This window comes from Mesorhizobium sp. M0771 (genome assembly GCF_040320155.1).
In the GTDB taxonomy this organism is placed as follows: Bacteria; Pseudomonadota; Alphaproteobacteria; order Rhizobiales; family Rhizobiaceae; genus Mesorhizobium.
Genome location: NZ_JAMYPC010000005.1, coordinates 275,492 through 294,067 on the forward strand (window position 1 = coordinate 275,492; position 18,576 = coordinate 294,067).

Annotated in this window: 25 protein-coding genes; 10 read left to right on the forward strand and 15 right to left on the reverse strand. The window is 62.2% G+C overall.

Annotated elements, in window-relative coordinates; all coding sequences use genetic code 11:
* Positions 1-91 precede the first annotated feature (91 nt).
* The gene (locus tag NKI05_RS10575) at positions 92-523 is read right to left on the reverse strand and encodes a CBS domain-containing protein (protein WP_023667498.1); all 432 of its coding nucleotides are present in this window, start codon (positions 521-523) and stop codon (positions 92-94) included.
* A gap of 138 nt (positions 524-661) precedes the next feature.
* Entirely contained in the window at positions 662-1,429 is a 768-nt protein-coding gene (locus NKI05_RS10580; protein ID WP_023706620.1) for a rhomboid family intramembrane serine protease, read from the reverse strand.
* A 42-nt stretch (positions 1,430-1,471) separates the two neighbouring features.
* Between NKI05_RS10580 and NKI05_RS10585 the strand changes: the two genes are divergently transcribed.
* From NKI05_RS10585 to NKI05_RS10600, 4 genes are all read left to right on the forward strand, one after another.
* Positions 1,472-1,711 carry a hypothetical protein gene (locus tag NKI05_RS10585; protein ID WP_155927147.1) on the forward strand — a complete coding sequence of 80 codons (240 nt, stop codon included), beginning with the start codon at positions 1,472-1,474 and terminating at the stop codon, positions 1,709-1,711.
* A gap of 118 nt (positions 1,712-1,829) precedes the next feature.
* A complete protein-coding gene (locus NKI05_RS10590; protein WP_023681508.1) occupies positions 1,830-2,468 on the forward strand; it encodes a PAS domain-containing protein in 639 nt (212 codons plus the stop codon).
* Between the two features lie 124 nt (positions 2,469-2,592).
* Positions 2,593-3,210, forward strand: coding sequence for a PilZ domain-containing protein (locus NKI05_RS10595; protein ID WP_023667501.1), 618 nt, complete (start codon positions 2,593-2,595; stop codon positions 3,208-3,210).
* A gap of 288 nt (positions 3,211-3,498) precedes the next feature.
* Positions 3,499-4,107 (forward strand): transglutaminase-like cysteine peptidase, encoded by a 609-nt coding sequence (locus tag NKI05_RS10600; RefSeq protein WP_023681509.1) that lies wholly within the window; start codon positions 3,499-3,501, stop codon positions 4,105-4,107.
* Positions 4,108-4,350: 243 nt separating this feature from the next.
* On the opposite strand, the gene NKI05_RS10605 is transcribed toward NKI05_RS10600, so the two are convergent.
* Together NKI05_RS10605 and NKI05_RS10610 are read right to left on the reverse strand one after the other, a co-directional pair.
* Positions 4,351-4,878, reverse strand: a complete 528-nt coding sequence (locus tag NKI05_RS10605; protein ID WP_023815350.1) for a gamma carbonic anhydrase family protein — start codon at positions 4,876-4,878, stop codon at positions 4,351-4,353.
* Positions 4,879-4,963: 85 nt separating this feature from the next.
* Positions 4,964-5,332: a DUF6949 family protein gene (locus NKI05_RS10610; RefSeq protein ID WP_023667504.1), complete on the reverse strand. Its 369-nt coding sequence runs from the start codon at positions 5,330-5,332 to the stop codon at positions 4,964-4,966.
* Positions 5,333-5,442: 110 nt separating this feature from the next.
* Here NKI05_RS10610 and NKI05_RS10615 point away from each other — a divergent pair, with 110 nt between their 5' ends.
* Positions 5,443-6,168 carry a hypothetical protein gene (locus NKI05_RS10615; RefSeq protein WP_023667505.1) on the forward strand — a complete coding sequence of 242 codons (726 nt, stop codon included), beginning with the start codon at positions 5,443-5,445 and terminating at the stop codon, positions 6,166-6,168.
* Positions 6,169-6,422: 254 nt separating this feature from the next.
* Here the strand turns inward: NKI05_RS10615 and NKI05_RS10620 are convergent, their stop codons facing one another.
* Together NKI05_RS10620 and cysE are read right to left on the reverse strand one after the other, a co-directional pair.
* The gene (locus NKI05_RS10620; RefSeq protein ID WP_006200852.1) at positions 6,423-6,626 is read right to left on the reverse strand and encodes a DUF3126 family protein; all 204 of its coding nucleotides are present in this window, start codon (positions 6,624-6,626) and stop codon (positions 6,423-6,425) included.
* A gap of 256 nt (positions 6,627-6,882) precedes the next feature.
* Positions 6,883-7,731, reverse strand: coding sequence for a serine O-acetyltransferase (cysE, locus tag NKI05_RS10625; protein ID WP_023667506.1), 849 nt, complete (start codon positions 7,729-7,731; stop codon positions 6,883-6,885).
* 133 nt (positions 7,732-7,864) lie between these two features.
* Between cysE and NKI05_RS10630 the strand changes: the two genes are divergently transcribed.
* Positions 7,865-8,479, forward strand: coding sequence for an HD domain-containing protein (locus NKI05_RS10630; protein WP_023815351.1), 615 nt, complete (start codon positions 7,865-7,867; stop codon positions 8,477-8,479).
* On the opposite strand, the gene NKI05_RS10635 is transcribed toward NKI05_RS10630, so the two are convergent.
* The 6 genes from NKI05_RS10635 to NKI05_RS10660 form a co-directional block, all read right to left on the reverse strand.
* Positions 8,476-8,976 (reverse strand): GNAT family N-acetyltransferase, encoded by a 501-nt coding sequence (locus NKI05_RS10635; protein ID WP_023815352.1) that lies wholly within the window; start codon positions 8,974-8,976, stop codon positions 8,476-8,478. The genes NKI05_RS10630 and NKI05_RS10635 overlap by 4 nt on opposite strands.
* A 39-nt stretch (positions 8,977-9,015) precedes the next feature.
* Positions 9,016-9,330 (reverse strand): hypothetical protein, encoded by a 315-nt coding sequence (locus NKI05_RS10640; protein WP_352792362.1) that lies wholly within the window; start codon positions 9,328-9,330, stop codon positions 9,016-9,018.
* Between the two features lie 70 nt (positions 9,331-9,400).
* On the reverse strand, positions 9,401-9,772 hold the full coding sequence (locus NKI05_RS10645; protein WP_023695388.1) for a hypothetical protein: 372 nt from the start codon (positions 9,770-9,772) through the stop codon (positions 9,401-9,403).
* A 57-nt stretch (positions 9,773-9,829) separates the two neighbouring features.
* Entirely contained in the window at positions 9,830-10,597 is a 768-nt protein-coding gene (locus NKI05_RS10650; protein ID WP_023688366.1) for an alpha/beta fold hydrolase, read from the reverse strand.
* Between the two features lie 10 nt (positions 10,598-10,607).
* A complete protein-coding gene (locus NKI05_RS10655; protein ID WP_023815354.1) occupies positions 10,608-11,180 on the reverse strand; it encodes a DUF192 domain-containing protein in 573 nt (190 codons plus the stop codon).
* 112 nt (positions 11,181-11,292) lie between these two features.
* Entirely contained in the window at positions 11,293-11,889 is a 597-nt protein-coding gene (locus NKI05_RS10660) for a cold-shock protein (RefSeq protein WP_031194802.1), read from the reverse strand.
* Between the two features lie 358 nt (positions 11,890-12,247).
* Here NKI05_RS10660 and NKI05_RS10665 point away from each other — a divergent pair, with 358 nt between their 5' ends.
* Together NKI05_RS10665 and NKI05_RS10670 are read left to right on the forward strand one after the other, a co-directional pair.
* Positions 12,248-12,688: a VOC family protein gene (locus NKI05_RS10665; protein WP_023681520.1), complete on the forward strand. Its 441-nt coding sequence runs from the start codon at positions 12,248-12,250 to the stop codon at positions 12,686-12,688.
* Between the two features lie 133 nt (positions 12,689-12,821).
* On the forward strand, positions 12,822-13,115 hold the full coding sequence (locus NKI05_RS10670) for a DUF2218 domain-containing protein (RefSeq protein ID WP_023815355.1): 294 nt from the start codon (positions 12,822-12,824) through the stop codon (positions 13,113-13,115).
* Positions 13,116-13,220: 105 nt separating this feature from the next.
* Here NKI05_RS10670 and NKI05_RS10675 read toward each other — a convergent pair whose 3' ends face one another.
* The 3 genes from NKI05_RS10675 to ilvA form a co-directional block, all read right to left on the reverse strand.
* Positions 13,221-13,925: an outer membrane protein gene (locus NKI05_RS10675; RefSeq protein WP_023815356.1), complete on the reverse strand. Its 705-nt coding sequence runs from the start codon at positions 13,923-13,925 to the stop codon at positions 13,221-13,223.
* A gap of 145 nt (positions 13,926-14,070) precedes the next feature.
* On the reverse strand, positions 14,071-14,616 hold the full coding sequence (locus NKI05_RS10680; RefSeq protein WP_023815357.1) for a DUF1697 domain-containing protein: 546 nt from the start codon (positions 14,614-14,616) through the stop codon (positions 14,071-14,073).
* On the reverse strand, positions 14,613-15,869 hold the full coding sequence (gene ilvA, locus NKI05_RS10685) for a threonine ammonia-lyase IlvA (protein WP_023815358.1): 1,257 nt from the start codon (positions 15,867-15,869) through the stop codon (positions 14,613-14,615). The genes NKI05_RS10680 and ilvA overlap by 4 nt, the downstream gene beginning before the upstream one ends.
* 124 nt (positions 15,870-15,993) lie before the next feature.
* Here ilvA and NKI05_RS10690 point away from each other — a divergent pair, with 124 nt between their 5' ends.
* Positions 15,994-17,397 carry an aminopeptidase P family N-terminal domain-containing protein gene (locus NKI05_RS10690; protein ID WP_023815359.1) on the forward strand — a complete coding sequence of 468 codons (1,404 nt, stop codon included), beginning with the start codon at positions 15,994-15,996 and terminating at the stop codon, positions 17,395-17,397.
* Between the two features lie 100 nt (positions 17,398-17,497).
* Positions 17,498-18,571: an alpha/beta hydrolase gene (locus tag NKI05_RS10695; RefSeq protein WP_023691199.1), complete on the forward strand. Its 1,074-nt coding sequence runs from the start codon at positions 17,498-17,500 to the stop codon at positions 18,569-18,571.
* Positions 18,572-18,576 lie beyond the last annotated feature (5 nt).

The following is an 18,576-nucleotide window of genomic DNA, read 5'->3' on the forward strand; positions in this document are numbered from 1 at the left end:
TGGGCTGGCCTTTTCAGCCCCTTTCGGCCGCTCGGCAACCGATAGAATGAACGCCGCCGGCCGGTATTCGGACGGCGGTTTCTTCGTCAGGTCAGGCCGTTGCGATATAGGCCCTGATTTCGTCGGCCTCGCGCTCGACATCCTCGATGCGGCGCTTGACCACGTCGCCGATCGACACGATCCCGTCGAGCAGCCCATCCTTTTCCACCGGCAGATGGCGGAAACGGCCTTTGGTCATGATCTCCATCACCTCGTTGACCGTGTGGTTCTCGTTGCAGATCTTCACTTTCGGCGTCATCGCCGAGCGTACCGTTATATCAAGTGCGGCAGCGCCTTCCCTGGCAACGACCCGCACGATGTCACGCTCGGAAAGGATGCCGACGATCTTGCGATCGCCGTTGGTGATGACCAGTGCACCGATCTTGTGGTCGGCCAGGATTCGAATGGCTTCGCTGAGCTTTACATTCGGCCCGAGCGTGAACACGTCATGGCCTTTTCTCTCGAGAATTGCCTTAACCGTCATGGCGTCCTCCTCCTCCTGCTTGGCTAGCCAGCTCCCGCCCTGACCGGCTTCACATAAGAGTGAACATCGTGCGCCGTGATCGGTTGCTTTTCAAGTGTGCCAGTGGGGTGTGCCAGTGGGGTGCGCCAATAGAGTGCGCTAGTGGGGGGTGCGCTGGTCGTCGGGGATCTCCCATTCAGGCGCCCGCCAGCGCCGGTCGAACCAGCGCAATCCGAAGAAGCCTGCGACGAGGCCGCCAATGTGCGCTTCCCAGGCGATCTGGCCGGGTTCTCCGAGCCCGAGACCGTAAAGGCCGGTGGCGAGATTGATGACCATCCAGGCGCCGAGAAAATTGACGACGCCGCGCATGCGCAAAACGACTGCGATCGGCAGCACGGGACCGGCAAAGGCCGCCCTGCCGGAGGAGCGGTCGGTACGGAACCCGAAGCGAGCCGCCGCACCCATCATGCCCGATATCGCCCCGGAAGCGCCGACCAGCGGTGCTTCGCCGTATGGATGGACCGCCCAGAACAGCACCACCGCGGCCAGCCCGGTGGCGGCGAAAAACAAGGCGAACCAGAACCAGCCGAGACGGTTGGCCAGCGGCGACCCGAAGGCGGCCAGCGCAACCATGTTGATGGCAATGTGGGCAACGCCACCATGCATGAAGGCATAGGTGAAAGGACGGGTGAAAAGGAACCAGTCGAAACCGTATTGGCCGGTGTAGAGGACCGGAATGAAGGCGCCGTCGGTGAGCAATGTTATCTGCTGCTCTTCGGTCAGCACATATTGCTGCAGCAGGAAGACGGCAACGCAGATGCCGATCACCGCCAGCACCGCCGGTGGCAGGTTGAACACCGGCTCGCGGCGCGGCGGCGGCGCCTCCGCGGTCTGTTCGGTCTCCAGGGGGCCGGCCGGTTCGCTCATATGCTCTGATCCAGGGATTTGCGTGTCGCGAGCATCTAGGCCATGCCCGGACAAATCACAAACTACGAATCACAAAGCGCGAATCACAAACCGCGAATCAAAAAGAAGCCGTCCAAGGTTTCCCTTGAACGGCTGGTCGAGCCCCCTGCTCCCCTAAAACTATTGACCGAAGTGCTGTTGGTCGTCGCGAAACGACCGCTTCTGGAGTGGTTTTGGTGTGCCATGGCAAGCCTGCGCGCGCAACGTAAACCACTTGTTAACCTTAACGCCCCCGACCCGTGAACAAGTCTTAACGACGCTGGCACGCATCCTGCTCCGGAACGCATGTAGGTCATCGGAGGGCGCCCTTTCTGTTCACCGATGGGACCATCAGACGGCAGAATGCGCGGAGTTTAATAGCATGAACCAGAACGGATCAATCGCGCTGTTCCATTATTGGAATCGCCTGCGTCATGGACGTCCTGCCCCAAAGCGTTCGGAAGTCGAACCGGCCGACATCAAGGCGCTTTTGGCCGACACCTTCATCCTGGAAAGGGATACGCGCGGCGAAGCGGTGTTCCGGCTCGCCGGCACCAGGCTTTGCGCCGGCTACGGCCGCGAGCTCAAGGGATTTTCGTTCCCCTCGCTTTGGCGTGACAAGGACCAGCGGCTGGTGTCGCGCCTCATTCATGGCGTTTTCGAGCAGAAATCCGTTGTGCTGATCACTTACGAGGGGTTCAGCCGCAGCGGCCGGTCCAACCACTTCGAACTGCTTGCGCTGCCGCTCGATGGCGGCGTCGAGAACCCGCGCTGCCTCGGCGTCATCAGCGCCGTGGAAAAGCCGTTCTGGCTGGGCGCCGACCCGATCACCGACGCGCTGATCGACGCCATCCGCGTCATCGCTCCCGACAAGGAACCGATGTTCCTGAAAAACCGTCCGGAAATATCCGTTCCTTCGCTGGCTCCCACCGAACTCGAAGCGGCGGAGACCATCTCGGCGCTCGGTCGGTCGCGCCGTATCCGCCACCTCGTCGTGTTCGACGGCGGGCGCGAGCAATAGTCTCCAAGCCGGCGCTAATCTTAACTATCGGCGACCCACTTTTCTCCTTTGTTAACCTGCTTGGCTGTAGTTTTGGCCGAGATTCCACGCACGACGCGGGAATGCCAACGGGGTGTAGGCAGTCATGAGGTCAGCGGCGGTCGAATACGCACCGTCCCGCGCCGAAAGGCGTAACTTTCAGCGCGTCCGGGTCAAGATCTACGGGCGCTTCATGCTGGAGGACCGCACCGAACACCCTTGCCAGGTCGTCGATATGTCACCGGGCAATGTCGCGTTGCGCACCGAGCGCGTCGGCATGCCGGGCGAAAAAATCATTGCCTATATCGATCATATCGGCCGCATCGAGGGCGTGGTGACGCGCACCTCGCAGGACGGCTTCGCCATGACCGTCATTGCCTCGGATCGCAAGAAGGACAAGCTTGCCGCGCAGTTGACCTGGCTCGCCAACAAGCATGAACTCGACCTGCCGGAAGACCGTCGCCACGAACGCGTGGCGCCGCGCAACCCGACAAGCGTGCTGCAGCTCACCGATGGGCGCCAGTATCAGTGCCGCATCATCGACCTGTCGCTATCGGGCGCGGCGGTCGAGATCGACGTCAAGCCGGCGCTCGGCATCCAGGTGATGCTAGGCACCATGCGTGGCCAGGTGGTGCGTCATTTCGAGGATGGCGTCGCCATCGAATTCGCCGTCATCCAACGCCCGGAAACGCTCGATTCCGAGTTCAACGCCCCGCGCGCCTGAACGATCGGCAACAGGCAGCAAAAACGAACCGGCCCTGCGCGGCCGGTTTTTTGTTGCCGGCGTTCCGCCTGCCTCTCCAGCTTGTAGCGGCACGCAGCAAATCCACGGCTCCACCCGGAAATCCGCGCCCCGACACCGCGGTTTTACGCCGAGACCTGAACGATTTTATTTTAAAATAGGTCAAATTTTACGCGTATTCTATTGAGCTTTTACTCAATGTCTACTTCGGGTTTTTGCGTCAAATAAATCCAGCGCTGTCATTGTCTCCTCAAACGGGGAGACTGACCAATGGCGAAGATTTGGGGCAAGCTGTTGCTCTTGGCAATGGCGATGCAGCTTTCCGCTTGGGGAACGGCGCAAGCAGCAGGACCGGCCTACATGCACACTGGCGGCCGCACGACACAGCCGGTCGGTCACTACGAATTCTGCCAGAAGCTGCCGCAGGAGTGCGCTCAGCGCACGCCGAAGCAGGCACCGGTCGAACTGACCCGCAAGCTGTGGGCGGCGATCGTCGACGTCAACAATTCGGTCAACACCCGGATCGTGCCGCGCACCGATATGGAAATGTGGGGTAAGGAAGAGGTCTGGTCCTATCCCGACAGCGGCTTCGGCGACTGCGAGGACTATGCGCTGGAGAAGCGCCGCGAATTGATGGCGCTCGGCGTTCCCGCCGGCAATCTCTTGATGACCGTGGCGCGCCAACAAAATGGCGACGGCCACGCGGTGCTGACCGTGCGCACCAGCCTCGGCGAGTTCATCCTCGACAATCTGGAGTCCAAGGTGCTGTCCTGGACCGACACCGACTATACATACCTGAAGCGCCAGTCCGACCAGAATTCCGGCGTGTGGGTGACGATCAATGACGGTCGCGCCGACGCGGTTGCCAGCGTCCGCTAGGACGCCATCACAGAGGTCAAGCACATCGAATAATGCGACGTGCCTAACGAGAAAGCCCGGTCGAGTCCCCACCCTCCCCGTCCCCAACGACCGGGTTTTAAGGAGCCGGCCCCGTCCCCGGGCCGGCTCCACCATTTCAGACCATGATCCCGAACCGAAGAACCGCGTCAGCGAAAGCGAGAAACGATTTTTGCTGCGCTGACCTGCCGTTCGGAAAAGATCATCGTCAAACAGGAATAGAGTTCAGGCCTTCTTCAGCCCCGCCTTGAAGCGCTTGCCGTTGGCGACGTAGTGCGCGGCCGAGTCGCGCAGCCTGGCGACCGCGGCGTCGTCCAGCGTCCTGATCACCCGCGCGGGCGAGCCGACGATCAGGCAATTGTCGGGGAACTCCTTGCCTTCGGTGACCAGCGCGCCGGCGCCGACCAGGCAATTCTTGCCGATCCTGGCGCCGTTGAGGACTATGGCGCCCATGCCGATCAGGCTGTTGTCGCCGATCGTGCAGCCATGCAGCAAGGCGCGGTGGCCGATGGTGCAGCCCTGCCCGATCGTCAGGGGAAAACCGGGATCGGTGTGCATCACCGTGTGTTCCTGGACATTGCTGTCGGCGCCGATGACGATCGCCTCGTTGTCGCCGCGGATGACCACGCCAAACCAGAAGCCGGCATTGCGACCGACGCTGATGTCGCCGATCAACGTCGCGTCCGGCGCGATCCAGTTGCTGTCGGGATCATCGAAACGGGGCGCTTTTCCGTCGATTGCATAGGTCGGCATTTGCAGTCTCCGATTCGTCGCAGGCCGGGACAAACCCTAGAACAATCCTACGAAAACCGCGTAGCGGTTTCCCCCAGCAATTGCCTCAAGGCAAATACCGCGCCAGCGATTCCACCAAAAGCTGAAGCGCACCAGGAGAGCCAATGCCCCAGGAGGCAATGGCGATCAGCACGATGCCCAGCGTCAGCGCCCAGGCGATCACCGTGCAGCCGCAGGACATCAGCATCAGCGTCGAAATGCGGCCCTCGCGCCGCGCATCGAGCGCATCGTTGGCGAGCATGAACGGCCCGGCGCAAGCGGTCGCGGCCAGCGAGCGCAGGATGTACGCCGGCGACACATAAGGCTCGGCAAAGGCAAGCCGGCGGCCCGCCGCCAGTTCCATCACGGACCCGGTAAGCCCGCAGGCGGTGAGGCCGACGGCGAAAGCGAAGAGAACGGGCAGCAGCAGGCTCATCTTTACCTTCCGTTTACCATGAAATCGCACAGTCGCGTCCAGCGCAGCAAGAGCCATGCCGCGGCATGTGTGCCGCCCAGGGACAGAGGGCGGCGACTATGGGGATTGCGATGAAGCAGGCAGCGACCGCAGAAGAGTTCAACGTCGTCGATTCCGTGCTGATGAAGCGGGTGTTCTATGCTTTTGCCGCATTGGCGCTGCTGTCGCTGGCGATCAGCCTTGGCGGAAAATGGTTCGGCCGCTCGATCGCCATGGCCGGCTACACCGACGACACCACGGTCCACAGGGTAGTGATCGGCAACAATGTCATTGCCGTGCCGGCCAACGCCATCCGCTTCCTGCAGGCGCGGCGCGACGGCATCGCTTCGCGCCTCGACCTCTATCTGCGCTATCCCCAGATGGACGGCTACAGCGAAGCCGCCCGCGACGATTTCAACCACACGGGGGCCGCCAAAAACATCATCTTCCTGTCGTTTGAACCGCAGATGATGTCGCGCGACATGAGCGGCCGTTTCGCGCCGATCTATAGCGCGCTCATCAGCCAGCCCGGCGCGCCCGGCCCCGGCGGCACGACGATTTACGGTTTTACGGAAAAATCAGGCTATCTCAACGAGGTGCTCGCGGTCGCCGGCCGGGCCGGCAAGGACCCGTTCGTCGCCCGCTGCCTGAGCGGACCGAGCGCCGAGGAATCGCTGGCGCCCTGCGAGCGGGACATCCAGGTCGGCGACAGCCTCAGCCTGACCTACCGCTTTCCCCGGGAGTTGCTGGGCAACTGGCCGGCGCTTGACGCCGCTATCGTCGCCGAGGCCACGCGCGTCCTGAAGACCGCACGGTAGCGGCCCTCTGCTTTTGTCATACACGGGCGCGAAGCCGCGCGGACCCGAGGATCCGTTCCCTGCCCTTAAGGCAGCGAAGCGGTGCAGAATTACTGTTGGGAAGCAGCAGAGGCAGTTCTGGACCGCCACATTCCTGAGCCGAGGCCCGGAATGTATCCCAGGGTCTCAGCGACGCCGCTCTGCGGCTGCTTCTCCCCGGGATGACGATGGCGCAGCTGGCTGCCGCCAATCGCCGAAGTCCGTAGCCGTCTGGCTCAGGCCAGATCGATGTCGAGGATCGCCATCGAGAAATTGTAGTCGCCGTCATCCTCATCCTTGAAGACGATGCCGAGGAACTCGTCGCCGACATAGACCTCGGCGGAATCTTCCTTGCGCGGCCGCGCCTTCACCTCGAGTTTGGGATTCTGGAAGACGCGCTTGAAATAGGCGTCCAGCTTTCTGATTTCGTCCGGCTTCAAAAGTCTTCTCCGATCGTCGGGCTTGCTCGTTGGAACGCGCTTCTGGCACGTCGACAATGGCGATGTAAAGGCAAGCCGGCTGGATAGAACGCGAACCCTGGGGCCGGATGATTTCAGGTCGAATCCAAATCCGCCTCTAAATCAAGGAGGTAGAGCATGATGTCGTCCGAAAACCGCCTCACACTTTTCGGCATCATGCTCCAGAGGCAATGGCGCCGGCAACCGGACTTCAGTCCGGCGCGCCGGGTGTTGCAAATCAGATGTCGAAGCTGACGACCTGATCCATCGACTGCGACGGCAAAAGCTGGTCCATCTGCCGCGAAGGCTGGTCGCAGCCGGTCTCGCCGACGACGCGGGCCGGTACGCCGGCAACCGTCTTGTTGTGCGGCACCGGCGACAGCACGACCGAGCCTGCCGCGATCTTCGAGCAATGGCCGATCTCGATATTGCCGAGAATCTTGGCGCCGGCGCCGATCAGCACGCCGTAACGGATCTTGGGGTGACGGTCGCCGCCGGCTTTGCCGGTGCCGCCCAGCGTCACGCCATGGAGGATCGACACATCGTCCTCGATCACCGCCGTCTCGCCCACGACGAGGCCGGTGGCGTGGTCGATGAAGATGCCCTTGCCGATGCGGGCGGCCGGGTTGATGTCGGTCTGGAACACCGAGGACGAGCGGCTCTGCAGATAGAGCGCGAAATCCTTGCGGCCCTGATTCCACAGCCAATGTGCCAGCCTGTGCGTCTGGATGGCATGGAAACCCTTGAAATAGAGCACCGGCATGATGAAGCGGTCGCAGGCCGGATCGCGGTCGTAATAGGCCTGGATGTCGACACGCACGATCGACGACCATTCCTTGTCGTCGGCCAGCATCGACTTGAACGTCTGGCGGATGAGGTCGGAGCCGATGTCCTGATGCGCGAGCCGCTCGGCGAGCCGATGGATGACAGCTTCCTCCAGGCTCTCCTGGTTGAGGATGGTCGAATAGAGGAACGCCGCCAGAAGCGGGTCGCGGTTGACCGCTTCCATCGCCTCGTCGCGGACCGAACGCCAGATCGGATCGACCGGCTGGACCATTGTGGGGCGGGAAATGCTGATGCTGTTCATCGACGTCTTGTCCTGCGTCCTGGCCGCTTGCCTATTCTCCGGCGGCACATATAAGCCAGATCATAGCACGATTGAACCCAATTTTCCTTAGTGCTCGGTGAAATGGATTTGGTTCACGGAAATTCAAGCCGCCATGGAAAACGAACCCTTGATCGACGCTCCGCTGAAACGCGCGCTCTCCGCGCTCTATCAAGCTCCGGATCGCCACTATCACAACCTCGCCCATATCGAGGCGTTGCTGGCGCTGGCGGCCGAATATCGAGCATCGCTGCATGATTCCGGCGCCGTCGAAGCCGCAATCTGGTTCCATGACGCCATCTATGACAGCCGCGCCAAGGACAACGAGGCCAGGAGTGCGGCACTTGCGCAGGACAAACTTGGCGCCCGCACCAATCCGGAGCGCCTCGGCCGCATCGCGGCGATGATCGTCGCCACCGCCACGCATGAACTGCCCAGCCTTCAACCACGGGGCCTCGCCGATGAGAACGCCCTCCGCGACGCAGCGCTTTTCCTCGACATGGACCTGGCGATCCTGGGTGCGTCAGCCGACGCTTTCGACGCCTATGAACAAGCGGTCCGACGCGAATATGGCTGGGTCGAGGAGCCGATGTGGCGCGCCGGCCGCGGCGTGATTCTCAAGACTTTCCTCGCGCGCCAGCATATTTTTCACTCGCAGGAATTCCGCCAGAGGTTCGAGCCCCAGGCCAGGCAAAACATGGCGCGGTCGCTCGAAACGCTCAAACCCTAATCCGGAAAGGTCTCAATGCGCTGCGCATAGGCTTTGAAACCGGCGCGCCGGTAAACCGCTTGCGCGCCAGGGTGATCGAAGGTGTCGGTGTGAAGCCAGACCCTTTGCGGCGCATGCAACCAGACGGCGCGAAGCGCCTGGTCGAGCAGGAATGGCCCAAGCCTGCGGCGGTGGAAGACGGGGATCAGCCCGAAATGAACCAGCTCGACCTCAGGCTGGCCGACGCCGTTGAATTCGCACAGGCCAGCGGCCACGCCCTCGACGCGCAGCACGTGGATATGTGTCGAGGGCAGCGCCAGCAGGCGCTCGAGGTCTTCCGCCGGCATGCGCAGCCGCTGGTCCCACTGCACCGGCTCGCCGACAGCGCGGTAGAGGTCGATGTAAGCGGCGCTGTCCAGCCTTTCCGGCGCCACCGTGGTCGCTGCTGCAGGGCTGACGCGTGCAGGCGCCAAATCGCGCGGGCGCATCTCCATGTAGGTGACGAGAAGATCAACCAAAGCGGCACCGCCTCCGGCTGCAAGCCAGACGAAGATCGATCACCTGAAGGCGCCAACGGACTTGGTCGCCGCCCAAACAAAGAACAGGCCGATCACCAACGACAGCCCGTTGAGGAGGATACCGACGATGCCGAGGACATGATTGTCGTTTGAACGTCCCAGTGCCATCAAGCCAAAAACCACGCCGGTGATGTGCGCCAGCGGCGCCGCAACGAGAAACACCATTAGAAAAACCCCACCGAGGACGTTTTGAGCGGCCAGCGACGCCTCGCCTGGCATCAACGCCAGCGTGACCACCGCCGCAACATCCATTGCGAACGCCAGCAGGGCCAGGATCACCGAGCGTTTGCCCAAGCTGCTCCGCCCCACCACGCCGGGCATTGCTATCGTGCTTCTTCCCCATCCGGCCATTACTCGTCCCCGATCAGGTGAAAGCGCCGATCGTCGATGCCATTGCCACAAGCAGCAGGAAGCCAACCGCCAGGGAGCCGCCGTTGAGCAGGATGCCGACGACCCCAAGCACGCGGCTATCGTTCGAACGCACCAGCGCCATCAGCCCGAAAATCAATCCGGCAATATGCGCCAACGGCCCTGCCAGCAGGAAAACCGCCATGAAGAAAGCCGTGGCGATGTTCTGGGCACGCTCGGATGCGTGGGCCGGCAGCGCCACCATTGTGGTCAGCGCTATCACACCGGCACCGAAGGCGAGCAGCGCCAGGATGACGGAACGCTTGCCGAACATGCTTGTCACGACGGCGCCCGGCAGAGCGTCGGCGCTTCTTCCCCATTGAGCCATTGTTTGCCACCCCTCGCCGGCCGCCCAATCCATTTCGCCCGAAAAATCGCTTACCGGTTAAAGCGGATTTTCGGCATAAAACTCCAAAACCCGCTGCTTGAAGGTCTTGTCGCCCACAGCCAGCATATGGTCGCGGCCGTCTATGTGAAACACCTTGGCGTTCGGCATCAGCGCGGCGAGCTCGTCGGGCGAGCCGCCGATATCGTCTGTCGTCCCGACCGCAATCAGCGTCGGTTGGGCGATGCGCGTCATGTCGTGTTCGCTGAGCAGTTCGCGCGACGTGGCGATGCAGGCGGCCAGCGCGCGGCGGTCGCTGCGCGTCTGATCGGCAAAGGCGCGAAAGGAGCGGCCGCGCGGATGGCTGGTGGCGGCCGGATCGTCGGCCAGCAGCGCCTCGGCGATCGGGTCCCAGTCGCCGACGCCGTCGACCATGCCGATGCCGAGCCCGCCGAAGACCAGAGTCGCCACCTTGCCCGGATCCGACAGCGCCAGGAACGCCGCGATGCGCGCGCCCATCGAATAGCCCATGACATGCGCGCGGCCGATGCCGAGATGGTCGAGCAGGGCCGCCGCGTCCGAAGCCATTTTGGCTGGTGTGTAGTCGGCCTCGTCATAGCTTTTCGACGACGAGCCGTGGCCGCGATTGTCGAAGGCGATGGCGCGATAGCCGGCATCGTTCAGCGTCTTGAACCAGCCGGGCGATACCCAGTTGACATAGTGGCTGGAGGCAAAGCCGTGGATCATCAGCACCGGATCGCCATCGCCCGACGCCGGCTGGCGGTCGAGGAAGGCGAAGTCGAACCCGTCATGGGAGAAGAATTGCATCGGGAGCGGCTCAGCCGGCGCCGGGCGTGGGCGCGTTGCCCTTGTCCGATGGCGGCATGCCGGGGCCGGACACCGTGCCGACGGCCGGATGGCGCAGCAGATCGCCATAGTCGATGCCGTTTTTGGCGGCGGTGCCGGCCTTGAGCTCCAGCACGAAGCGCACTGGCACACCCGGCGAGATGACTGCATCGGACAATGGAGTGCCGTGCTTGACGGCCCGGACCTTGCCGTCCTGTCCAACAAAGATCAGGTCGAGCGGCATCGGCGTGTTGTGCATCCAGAAGCCGACCTGCTTCTGCATCTCGAAGACGAACAGCATGCCATGATTGTCGGCCATATCCTGGCGATACATCAGGCCGGCCTCGCGTTCCGAGTCGGTGTCGGCGACTTCGATGGAAAAGGATTTATTGCCCCCTTTCGTCGCCACGACCAAGGGTGTCGGATCGACGGGAAGGATCATCGCCTGACCGCCGGCGATCGTCTGCTGGGATGCGGTCGGCTGCCCGGAATAGAAGTAAGCGCCTGCGGCTACCGCAACGATGACGCAGAGCGCGCCCGCTGTCAGCCAGTTCCTGTACGCCATTGGAAATCCTCGACCAAAGACCATGATCCCTAAAAGTGGTCTCAGGTATTCGGATAAGATCGTGGTGAAACCAAGAAAGAGCCGTCCTGATTTCCTCAGGAGGGCTCGCGTCCTAATGCGCGACCGGCAAGGTGCCCATATCGGGGTGAATCTCGGCAGCCATGAGGCCCTTGTCACCGCGTCCGAAACGCACCAGCACGACCTGTCCGGGCCTGAGCTCGGTGATGCCATAGCGGCGCAGCGTCTCCATATGGACGAAGATATCCTCGGTGCCCTCGCCGCGCGTCAGAAAGCCGAAGCCCTTGGTGCGGTTGAACCACTTAACCAGCGCCCGCTCGAGCCCGCTTTCCGGCGTCACCGCCACATGGGTGCGCTGTTCCTGCATCTCGGCCGGATGGACCGCGGTGGCGGTGTCCATGGACAGCACCCGGAACGCCTGCAAACCACGGTCGCCGTGCTTGACAAGGCACACGACACGCGCGCCCTCCAATGCAGTCTGAAAACCGTCCTTTCGAAGGCAGGTGACATGGAGGAGGATGTCGCCCGAAGAACCGTCATCGGGTAGTATGAAACCGTAGCCCTTGGCCACGTCGAACCATTTGATGGCGCCGGCGATTTCGACAAGGTCGGCGGTATCGCCGCCACTGTCGCGCTTCAGGGCGTCGTCAAGGTTCTCATCCCGCCTCGTGAAAGAGGCCTTATCCCCCATAAGAACGCCCCCTTTTTTCAAGAAAACCGCAAGTGATTCTTGACGTTAGATTAACACCGCCGCTTCCGGGGTGTGCAAGACCTGCCGTGCCTTTTTTCACGGTTGAATACAGGAATAGCTGACTTGTTGTTTGCCGGCGTCGCTGCCGGCTGCAATGGCGATCCGTCAAGGCCGTCAACCGGTCGGCAATTTGCATCGGATTTTGCCGAAATCGGCAACCACTTGTGGTCGGACGCTTTTGTCAGAGCAACCTGATTTTCCAAAAACCGGTGATCACTTTTCCAGTCCGATGCTCGTTGCCCTCCGACGGGGTGGACCTTATGTTGCCTCGCAACCCAAACATCCCCGAGGAAATCCCATGCGCTACCTCCACACAATGGTCCGTGTCGCCGACGTCGATGTCTCGCTCGATTTCTACTGCAACAAGCTCGGCCTGAAGGAAGTGCGCCGCTACGAAAACGAGCAGGGCCGCTTCACGCTGATCTTCCTCGCCGCCTCCGAGGATGTAGAAAGCGGCATCACTGAGAAGGCGCCGCTGATCGAACTGACCTACAATTGGGATCCGGAGGAGTACAAGGGCGGCCGCAATTTCGGCCATCTCGCCTATGAGGTCGACGACATCTACGCCACCTGCCAGCATCTGATGGACAATGGCGTCGTCATCAACCGGCCGCCGCGCGACGGCAACATGGCCTTCGTCAAGTCGCCGGACGGCATCTCCTTCGAACTGCTGCAGAAGGGCCCGGCCAAACCCAAGGCCGAGCCGTGGGCATCGATGCCGAACACCGGCACCTGGTAGCGATCACGCCATCTTGAGCGAGGCGGCCGCGCCGACAAGCCGGCCGCCTTTGCCATTTCGACCAACGGCACCTATTTACCTGCCTGTCGCGCCAGCCAAGCAAAGCCAGTGCCTCATCCAGGAGAATTCATTTATGCCGACCAGCCGTGCCGATGTCACCACCGCATATGCCAGCCGCTATTTGCAGCAGCTGTGCAAGCACTGGGCGCACAAATTTTCCGTCGTGTTCGATCCAAACCACGGCACCATCGATCTGTCGCTCGGCCGCACGGTTCTCGATGCCGATGCGGCAGCGCTGCATATCACGGTGTCGACGGAGGAAAGCGGATCGCTGGAGCGCATGGAGAGCGTTGTTGCCGATCACATCAAGCGCTTTGCCTTCCGCGAGGAACTGACTTTCGAGTGGAAGCAGGCTCCGGCGACCTGATCTGCTGTCAGCCGCAACGCCGAACGCCGGAAGCTGCCAGCCCCGGGCGACGTTATGGCGTCACTTGGTTGCGACGCCATCTGAACCGTCGGAACGACGGATCGATCAGAACTTGTAGTTCAGGCCGATCTTGATCGTATGGGCGTCGATCTTCACCTTTGCGTCGTTGCCCTCGATATCTGTCAAACGGACCTTACCGAAGTCGAAGTACTGGTATTCCAGCTTCGTGGTCCATTTGTCGGCGAAGGCCCATTCGACACCGCCACCGATCGTATAGCCGAAGCGGCCTCCGCTCTTCGATGCGCTGCTGTCCGGGTCGGGCACCCCGTCAAAATCGAAAGTATCGCCATAACTCAATTTGTAGTGAGTCGCCGCCGCGCCGCCCTTGGCGTAGATCACCAGCCTGTCGGTGGCGTAGCCCAGACGTGCCGTCAGATCGCCATAGACGCCCAGTTTCGCCGATCCGAAATTGTCGGGCTCTTCGACGATAGTCCTGTCGCCATCGAGGCCGAGATAGCCCAGATCGGCTTCGACGCCATAGACGAATGCTCCAGACTGCCAGTTGTAACCGGCCTGAACGCCGCCGAGGAAGCCGTCGGTATCGACGTCATGGGTCTGACCAAGCTCCTCGTCGAAGAAGGAATCCGTCTGGTCGACCGCGTCACCGCGTCCCCAGCCATAGCCGGCGTTGATGCCGACATAGCCACCCGACCAGACAAACCCTGCCGGTACGGTCTCAATCACGTCGGCGGCGAACGCCGCGCCGCAAGCCGAAATCAGGAAAGTAGATGCGAGAAGCAGACGTTTCATGAAACTCCCCAATGCGTCGGAAAGAGCATAGCACAGACATGCAGTATTCATTAAGCTGCCTAGGCCGGATAATCGAAAATTGTTGCAGAAAAACAACTGTTTAGCCGAGGCTTAATTAGCATCGCGACCGCAACGTAGAAGCGGTTCAAAGCGAACGCGCTATCTGCAGCAGCGCCAGCACCGAGCGCCAGTTGCGCGCGGTGCCGGGCACTTTCAGCACGCGCGGGATGAGATTGGCGAACACCGATTTGCCGAGCCCGTCCGGCGCCTTGAGGTAGAGCACGTCGTCCCTGACCTCGAAGCTTTCCGGGCCGGTGCATTTTTCGGCAAGCCTGGCGATCTCGTCCGCCGTCGGCTGGCGCTCCAGCGTGTAGGCGTGAAGCTTGGTCGGATCGCCGGCGACTTCCGGATAAGGATTCTCCTTCACCAACCGTTCGAACCAGGAGAGATCGCGCACCATGATGCGCGAGTGAAAGCCCCATTTTTTCTCGAACGCCATTTCGATCTGTTTCGCCAGCGTGGCGGCGTCGCCCTTCTTGGTCCGGAACACGACATTGCCGCTCTGCACATAACTGGCGACATCGGTGAAGCCTAGCGCCTCGAATAACGCCCGCAACTCCGCCATCTGGACGATGCGGTTGCCGCCGACATTGATGCCGGAAAACAGCGCGACGAACACGGCACCGCTCATATGATGAACCCGGCCAGGGTCTCGTTGTCGCTGATGTCCTGATAGTGGACGCCCTCGGCCTCGAAATTCGCCTTCAGCAGGTCGAAATTGCGCCGGTCCCTGGTTTCGATGCCGATTAGCACAGAGCCGAAATTGCGTGCCGATTTCTTCATATATTCGAAGCGGGCGATATCATCGTCGGGACCGAGCAGTTCGAGGAAGTCGCGTAGCGCGCCCGGCCGCTGCGGAAAGCGGATGATGAAGTATTTCTTCAGCCCCTCGAAGCGCAGCGCCCGCTCCTTCACGTCGGGCAGCCGCTCGAAATCGAAATTGCCGCCCGACACCACCGCGACGATGGTCTTGCCGCGGATTTCCTTGCGCGAAAAATCCTTCAACGCGTCGATCGCCAAGGCACCGGCCGGCTCCAGCACCACACCTTCGATGTTGAGCATCTCGATCATGGTGGCGCAGAGCCGGTTCTCAGGGATCAGCCGCACCGCCTGAGCGGCGAACTCCTTGAGGTGGCGCAACGGCTCGCGGCCGATCTCGGCCACCGCCGCGCCGTCGACGAAATTGTCGACATTGGCGAGCCGGACGCGCTTGCCGCTGGCGAGGCTCTGATGCAGGCTCGGCGCACCGGCCGGTTCGCAAAAGACGTAGCGCGCGTCACGTTGCTGATCGGCGAAATAGTGCGTCACCCCCGCGGCCAGGCCACCGCCGCCGACCGGCAGCATGATGATGTCGGGCATGCGCGCGCCCGGCATCTGGCCGGCGATCTCATAGGCGACCGTCGCCTGCCCCTCGATAATGTCCTTGTGGTCGAAGGGCGGCACCATATGCGCGCCGGAACTTTCGGTGAATTCGAAGGCGGCGCGGTAGCAGTCGTCGAAGAAGTCGCCGACCAGCCTGATCTCGACGAAATCGCCGCCGAACAGCCGCGTCTTGTCGATCTTTTGCTGCGGCGTCGTCACCGGCATGAAGACCACGCCCTTCTTGCCGAAATGGCGGCAGACGAAGGCAAAGCCCTGCGCATGGTTGCCGGCCGAGGCGCAGACGAACAGCTCGGCCTCGTTGCCGGCGGCAAGCGCCTTGCGGAAAAAGTTGAAGGCGCCGCGGATCTTGTAGGAGCGCACCGGTGAAAGATCCTCGCGCTTCAACAGCACCCGAGCCCCCGTCTTCTTCGACAAATAGTCGTTTTCCTGCAGCGGCGTTTCGGGAAAGATCTCGCGGATCGCGGCTGCGGCGGTGGCGACACGGAAGGAGAAACTGTTCATGGCGCCGTCACCTCTGGATCGAATGGTTCGAAGGCGAAGCCTATTGCACAATTCGCCGTTTGCAGCCACCGATGCGGCGCGGCCGCTTTGGCGCGCCAGCAGGAAATCCACTGGAGCCATCCTCATGCCTGTTTCGGCTGTCGCCCTGAAGACCGTAGACCTTCCTGAATTCGGCGAGCCAACAGTGATGCCGCTAGTTCAGCGGCGGACCTACGAAGCGCGCATCGAGGCTCTGCTGGCGCGCGGCGCCGAGGCCGGGCTCGACGCCTTCGCCGTCTATGGCGACCGCGAGCACGCGGCCAATGTCGCCTATCTCAGTGGTTACGATCCGCGTTTCGAGGAGACGCTGCTGGTCATCGTTCCCGGCAGCCAGCCAAAGCTTCTCGTCGGCAATGAGGGTTGGGGCTATGCCGAAATCTGCGACGGGCCTTACGAGCGCGTCCTTTACCAGACCTTCTCGCTGCCGGCGCAGCCACGCGACCGCTCCGCCTCACTTGCCGACACTCTTGCCGCCTGCGGCCTGAAAGCCGGCCAGAAGATCGGCGCCATCGGCTGGAAGCCGTTCGGGCCCGGCGATGGCGGCGTTGGCGAGACGACGCTCGACCTGCCGTCCTTCATCGCCGATACGCTGCGCACACTGGCCGGCGACAGAGGCGCGGTGGTCAACGCCGCCAACCTGTTGATGAACCCATCCGACGGCCTACGCGCCATCAACGAGGCAGACCAATTGGCGTCCTTCGAATTCGCCGCGACCTTTTCCTCGCAGGGCCTGCGCAACGTGCTTGGGAATATTGAGCCCGGCATGAGCGAATTGCAGGCCGCGCGGCTGATGGGGATCAACGGCCTGCCCCTGTGCTGCCACCCGATGCTGTCCGCCGGCAGGCGTGCGCCCTACGGCTTGCCTAGCCCGCGCCTCGACATCATCAAGCGCGGCGATCCCGTCACCATGGCCTATGGCATCCAGGGCTCGCTCAACGCCCGCGCCGGCTTCCTGGTCGAGAGCGCGGCCGAACTGCCGCGCGAGATAAGCGACTATGTCGAACAGCTGGTAGCGCCCTATTTCGCCGCCGTCGTCGACTGGTACGAGACCATCGGCATAGGCGTTGCCGGCGGAGCGCTTTGGAAAGCCGTGCATGACCGCATAGGCGACCCGTTCTTCGGCGTCTCGCTCAATCCCGGCCATCTCGTCCATATCGACGAATGGATGCATTCGCCGGTGTTTTCCGGCTCGGACATCAAGCTGCAATCGGGCATGGCGCTGCAGGTCGACATCATTCCGGCGACCGGAACCAGCTATTTCACCACCAACATCGAAGACGGTATCGCGCTTGCCGATGAGTCCCTGCGCGAGGAGATCGCGGCCCGCTATCCCGAGGCATGGCGCCGCATCGAGGCGCGCCGCGCCTTCATGGGCGATGTGCTCGGCATCAGGCTCAAGCCCGAGGTATTGCCCTTCTCCAACATCCCTGCGTTCCTGCCGCCATTCTGGCTTTCGCGCAACAGTGCGATGACCGTGGCTCGACGCTGACCACATTTCGGCTGGACACGACTTACTTCTGCCGCACTCTCACTGTCCGGGAGGTGCCGCGGGGGTATATGGGCCTTTTGGCCGGAGTGGAATTTTTGACGTGCGTTTGAAGACGATTTGCATTCTTGCACTTGCCCTGTTGATCGCCGGCTGCGGCGGCCGCAAAACCGAGGAACTGCTCGGCAGCGCCGTCATGTCCACGCCGGTGACCGAAATCTCGGGCAATCACTCGATCTTCATTGCCACCACACGCAAGAAATCAGACGATCCCAACAAAGTTTTCGACGGCGAACGCTCGGCGACGCTGAACTACGCCCGCGTCACCGTCACCGTTCCCGGCGTCCACCAGACCGGCCAGATCGAGCGCCGCTCGCGCGGCAAGTCGAACGACCCGGCGAAATACTTCATGGCTTCCGAGGTCGTCGGCTACGATGCGCAGCCTCAATTCTCAAGCGCGCTCAACGCCGACATCGCCGCGCGCGGCGGCCGCGTCATGGTCTTCGTGCATGGCTACAACACCGGCTTCGACGACGCGGTCTACCGCCTGACCCAGATCGTCCACGATTCCGGCTATCCCGGCACGCCGGTGCTGTTTTCCTGGGCATCGGGCGCCAGAACCACCGACTATGTCTATGACAAGGAAAGCGCCAGCGCCGCCCGCGATCAGCTGGAGGTGACATTGCGCATGCTGCAGCAGTCCGGCGCGCGGCGCATCGACATCGTCGCCCACTCGCTCGGAACCTGGGTGACCATGGAAACGCTGCGCCAGATGGCCATCACCGGCGACCGCGATCTCGGCGGCAAGCTCGGCGATGTCGTGCTGGCCTCTCCCGACATCGACGTCGACGTCTTCAAGAGCCAGATGCGCCGCTACGGCAAGCCGGACAAGCCGTTCATCCTGCTGCTCTCCGACGACGACCGGGCGCTGCGGCTCTCAGGCCTGATCGCCGGCTCGCGGCCACGCGTCGGCGACTACAAGGATGCCGCCGACCTCGCCGCTTATGGCGTCACCGTGGTCGACCTTTCCAAGGTCAAGGGAGGCGACAGCTTCAACCACACCAAATTCGCCGACAATCCCGAACTGGTGAAGATGATCGGCCAGCGGCTGCGCGAGGATGACGGCTTTGCCAGCGACCAGACGGTGACCGACCGTATCAGCGCGCTCGGACAATAAGGCTG

Coding starts and splice junctions, on each gene's coding strand:
- NKI05_RS10660 (WP_031194802.1), bottom strand. CDS start 11,889: ATGGGGGATAAGGCCTCTTTCACGAGGCGGGATGAGAACCTTGACGAC.
- NKI05_RS10675 (WP_023815356.1), bottom strand. CDS start 13,925: ATGAAACGTCTGCTTCTCGCATCTACTTTCCTGATTTCGGCTTGCGGC.
- NKI05_RS10585 (WP_155927147.1), top strand. CDS start 1,472: ATGCCCGGACAAATCACAAACTACGAATCACAAAGCGCGAATCACAAA.
- NKI05_RS10605 (WP_023815350.1), bottom strand. CDS start 4,878: ATGCCGACCTATGCAATCGACGGAAAAGCGCCCCGTTTCGATGATCCC.
- NKI05_RS10665 (WP_023681520.1), top strand. CDS start 12,248: ATGCGCTACCTCCACACAATGGTCCGTGTCGCCGACGTCGATGTCTCG.
- NKI05_RS10645 (WP_023695388.1), bottom strand. CDS start 9,772: ATGGCTCAATGGGGAAGAAGCGCCGACGCTCTGCCGGGCGCCGTCGTG.
- ilvA (WP_023815358.1), bottom strand. CDS start 15,869: ATGAACAGTTTCTCCTTCCGTGTCGCCACCGCCGCAGCCGCGATCCGC.
- NKI05_RS10610 (WP_023667504.1), bottom strand. CDS start 5,332: ATGAGCCTGCTGCTGCCCGTTCTCTTCGCTTTCGCCGTCGGCCTCACC.
- NKI05_RS10655 (WP_023815354.1), bottom strand. CDS start 11,180: ATGGCGTACAGGAACTGGCTGACAGCGGGCGCGCTCTGCGTCATCGTT.
- NKI05_RS10600 (WP_023681509.1), top strand. CDS start 3,499: ATGGCGAAGATTTGGGGCAAGCTGTTGCTCTTGGCAATGGCGATGCAG.
- NKI05_RS10595 (WP_023667501.1), top strand. CDS start 2,593: ATGAGGTCAGCGGCGGTCGAATACGCACCGTCCCGCGCCGAAAGGCGT.
- NKI05_RS10690 (WP_023815359.1), top strand. CDS start 15,994: ATGCCTGTTTCGGCTGTCGCCCTGAAGACCGTAGACCTTCCTGAATTC.
- NKI05_RS10680 (WP_023815357.1), bottom strand. CDS start 14,616: ATGAGCGGTGCCGTGTTCGTCGCGCTGTTTTCCGGCATCAATGTCGGC.
- NKI05_RS10615 (WP_023667505.1), top strand. CDS start 5,443: ATGAAGCAGGCAGCGACCGCAGAAGAGTTCAACGTCGTCGATTCCGTG.
- NKI05_RS10580 (WP_023706620.1), bottom strand. CDS start 1,429: ATGAGCGAACCGGCCGGCCCCCTGGAGACCGAACAGACCGCGGAGGCG.
- NKI05_RS10630 (WP_023815351.1), top strand. CDS start 7,865: ATGGAAAACGAACCCTTGATCGACGCTCCGCTGAAACGCGCGCTCTCC.
- NKI05_RS10590 (WP_023681508.1), top strand. CDS start 1,830: ATGAACCAGAACGGATCAATCGCGCTGTTCCATTATTGGAATCGCCTG.
- cysE (WP_023667506.1), bottom strand. CDS start 7,731: ATGAACAGCATCAGCATTTCCCGCCCCACAATGGTCCAGCCGGTCGAT.
- NKI05_RS10575 (WP_023667498.1), bottom strand. CDS start 523: ATGACGGTTAAGGCAATTCTCGAGAGAAAAGGCCATGACGTGTTCACG.
- NKI05_RS10650 (WP_023688366.1), bottom strand. CDS start 10,597: ATGCAATTCTTCTCCCATGACGGGTTCGACTTCGCCTTCCTCGACCGC.
- NKI05_RS10670 (WP_023815355.1), top strand. CDS start 12,822: ATGCCGACCAGCCGTGCCGATGTCACCACCGCATATGCCAGCCGCTAT.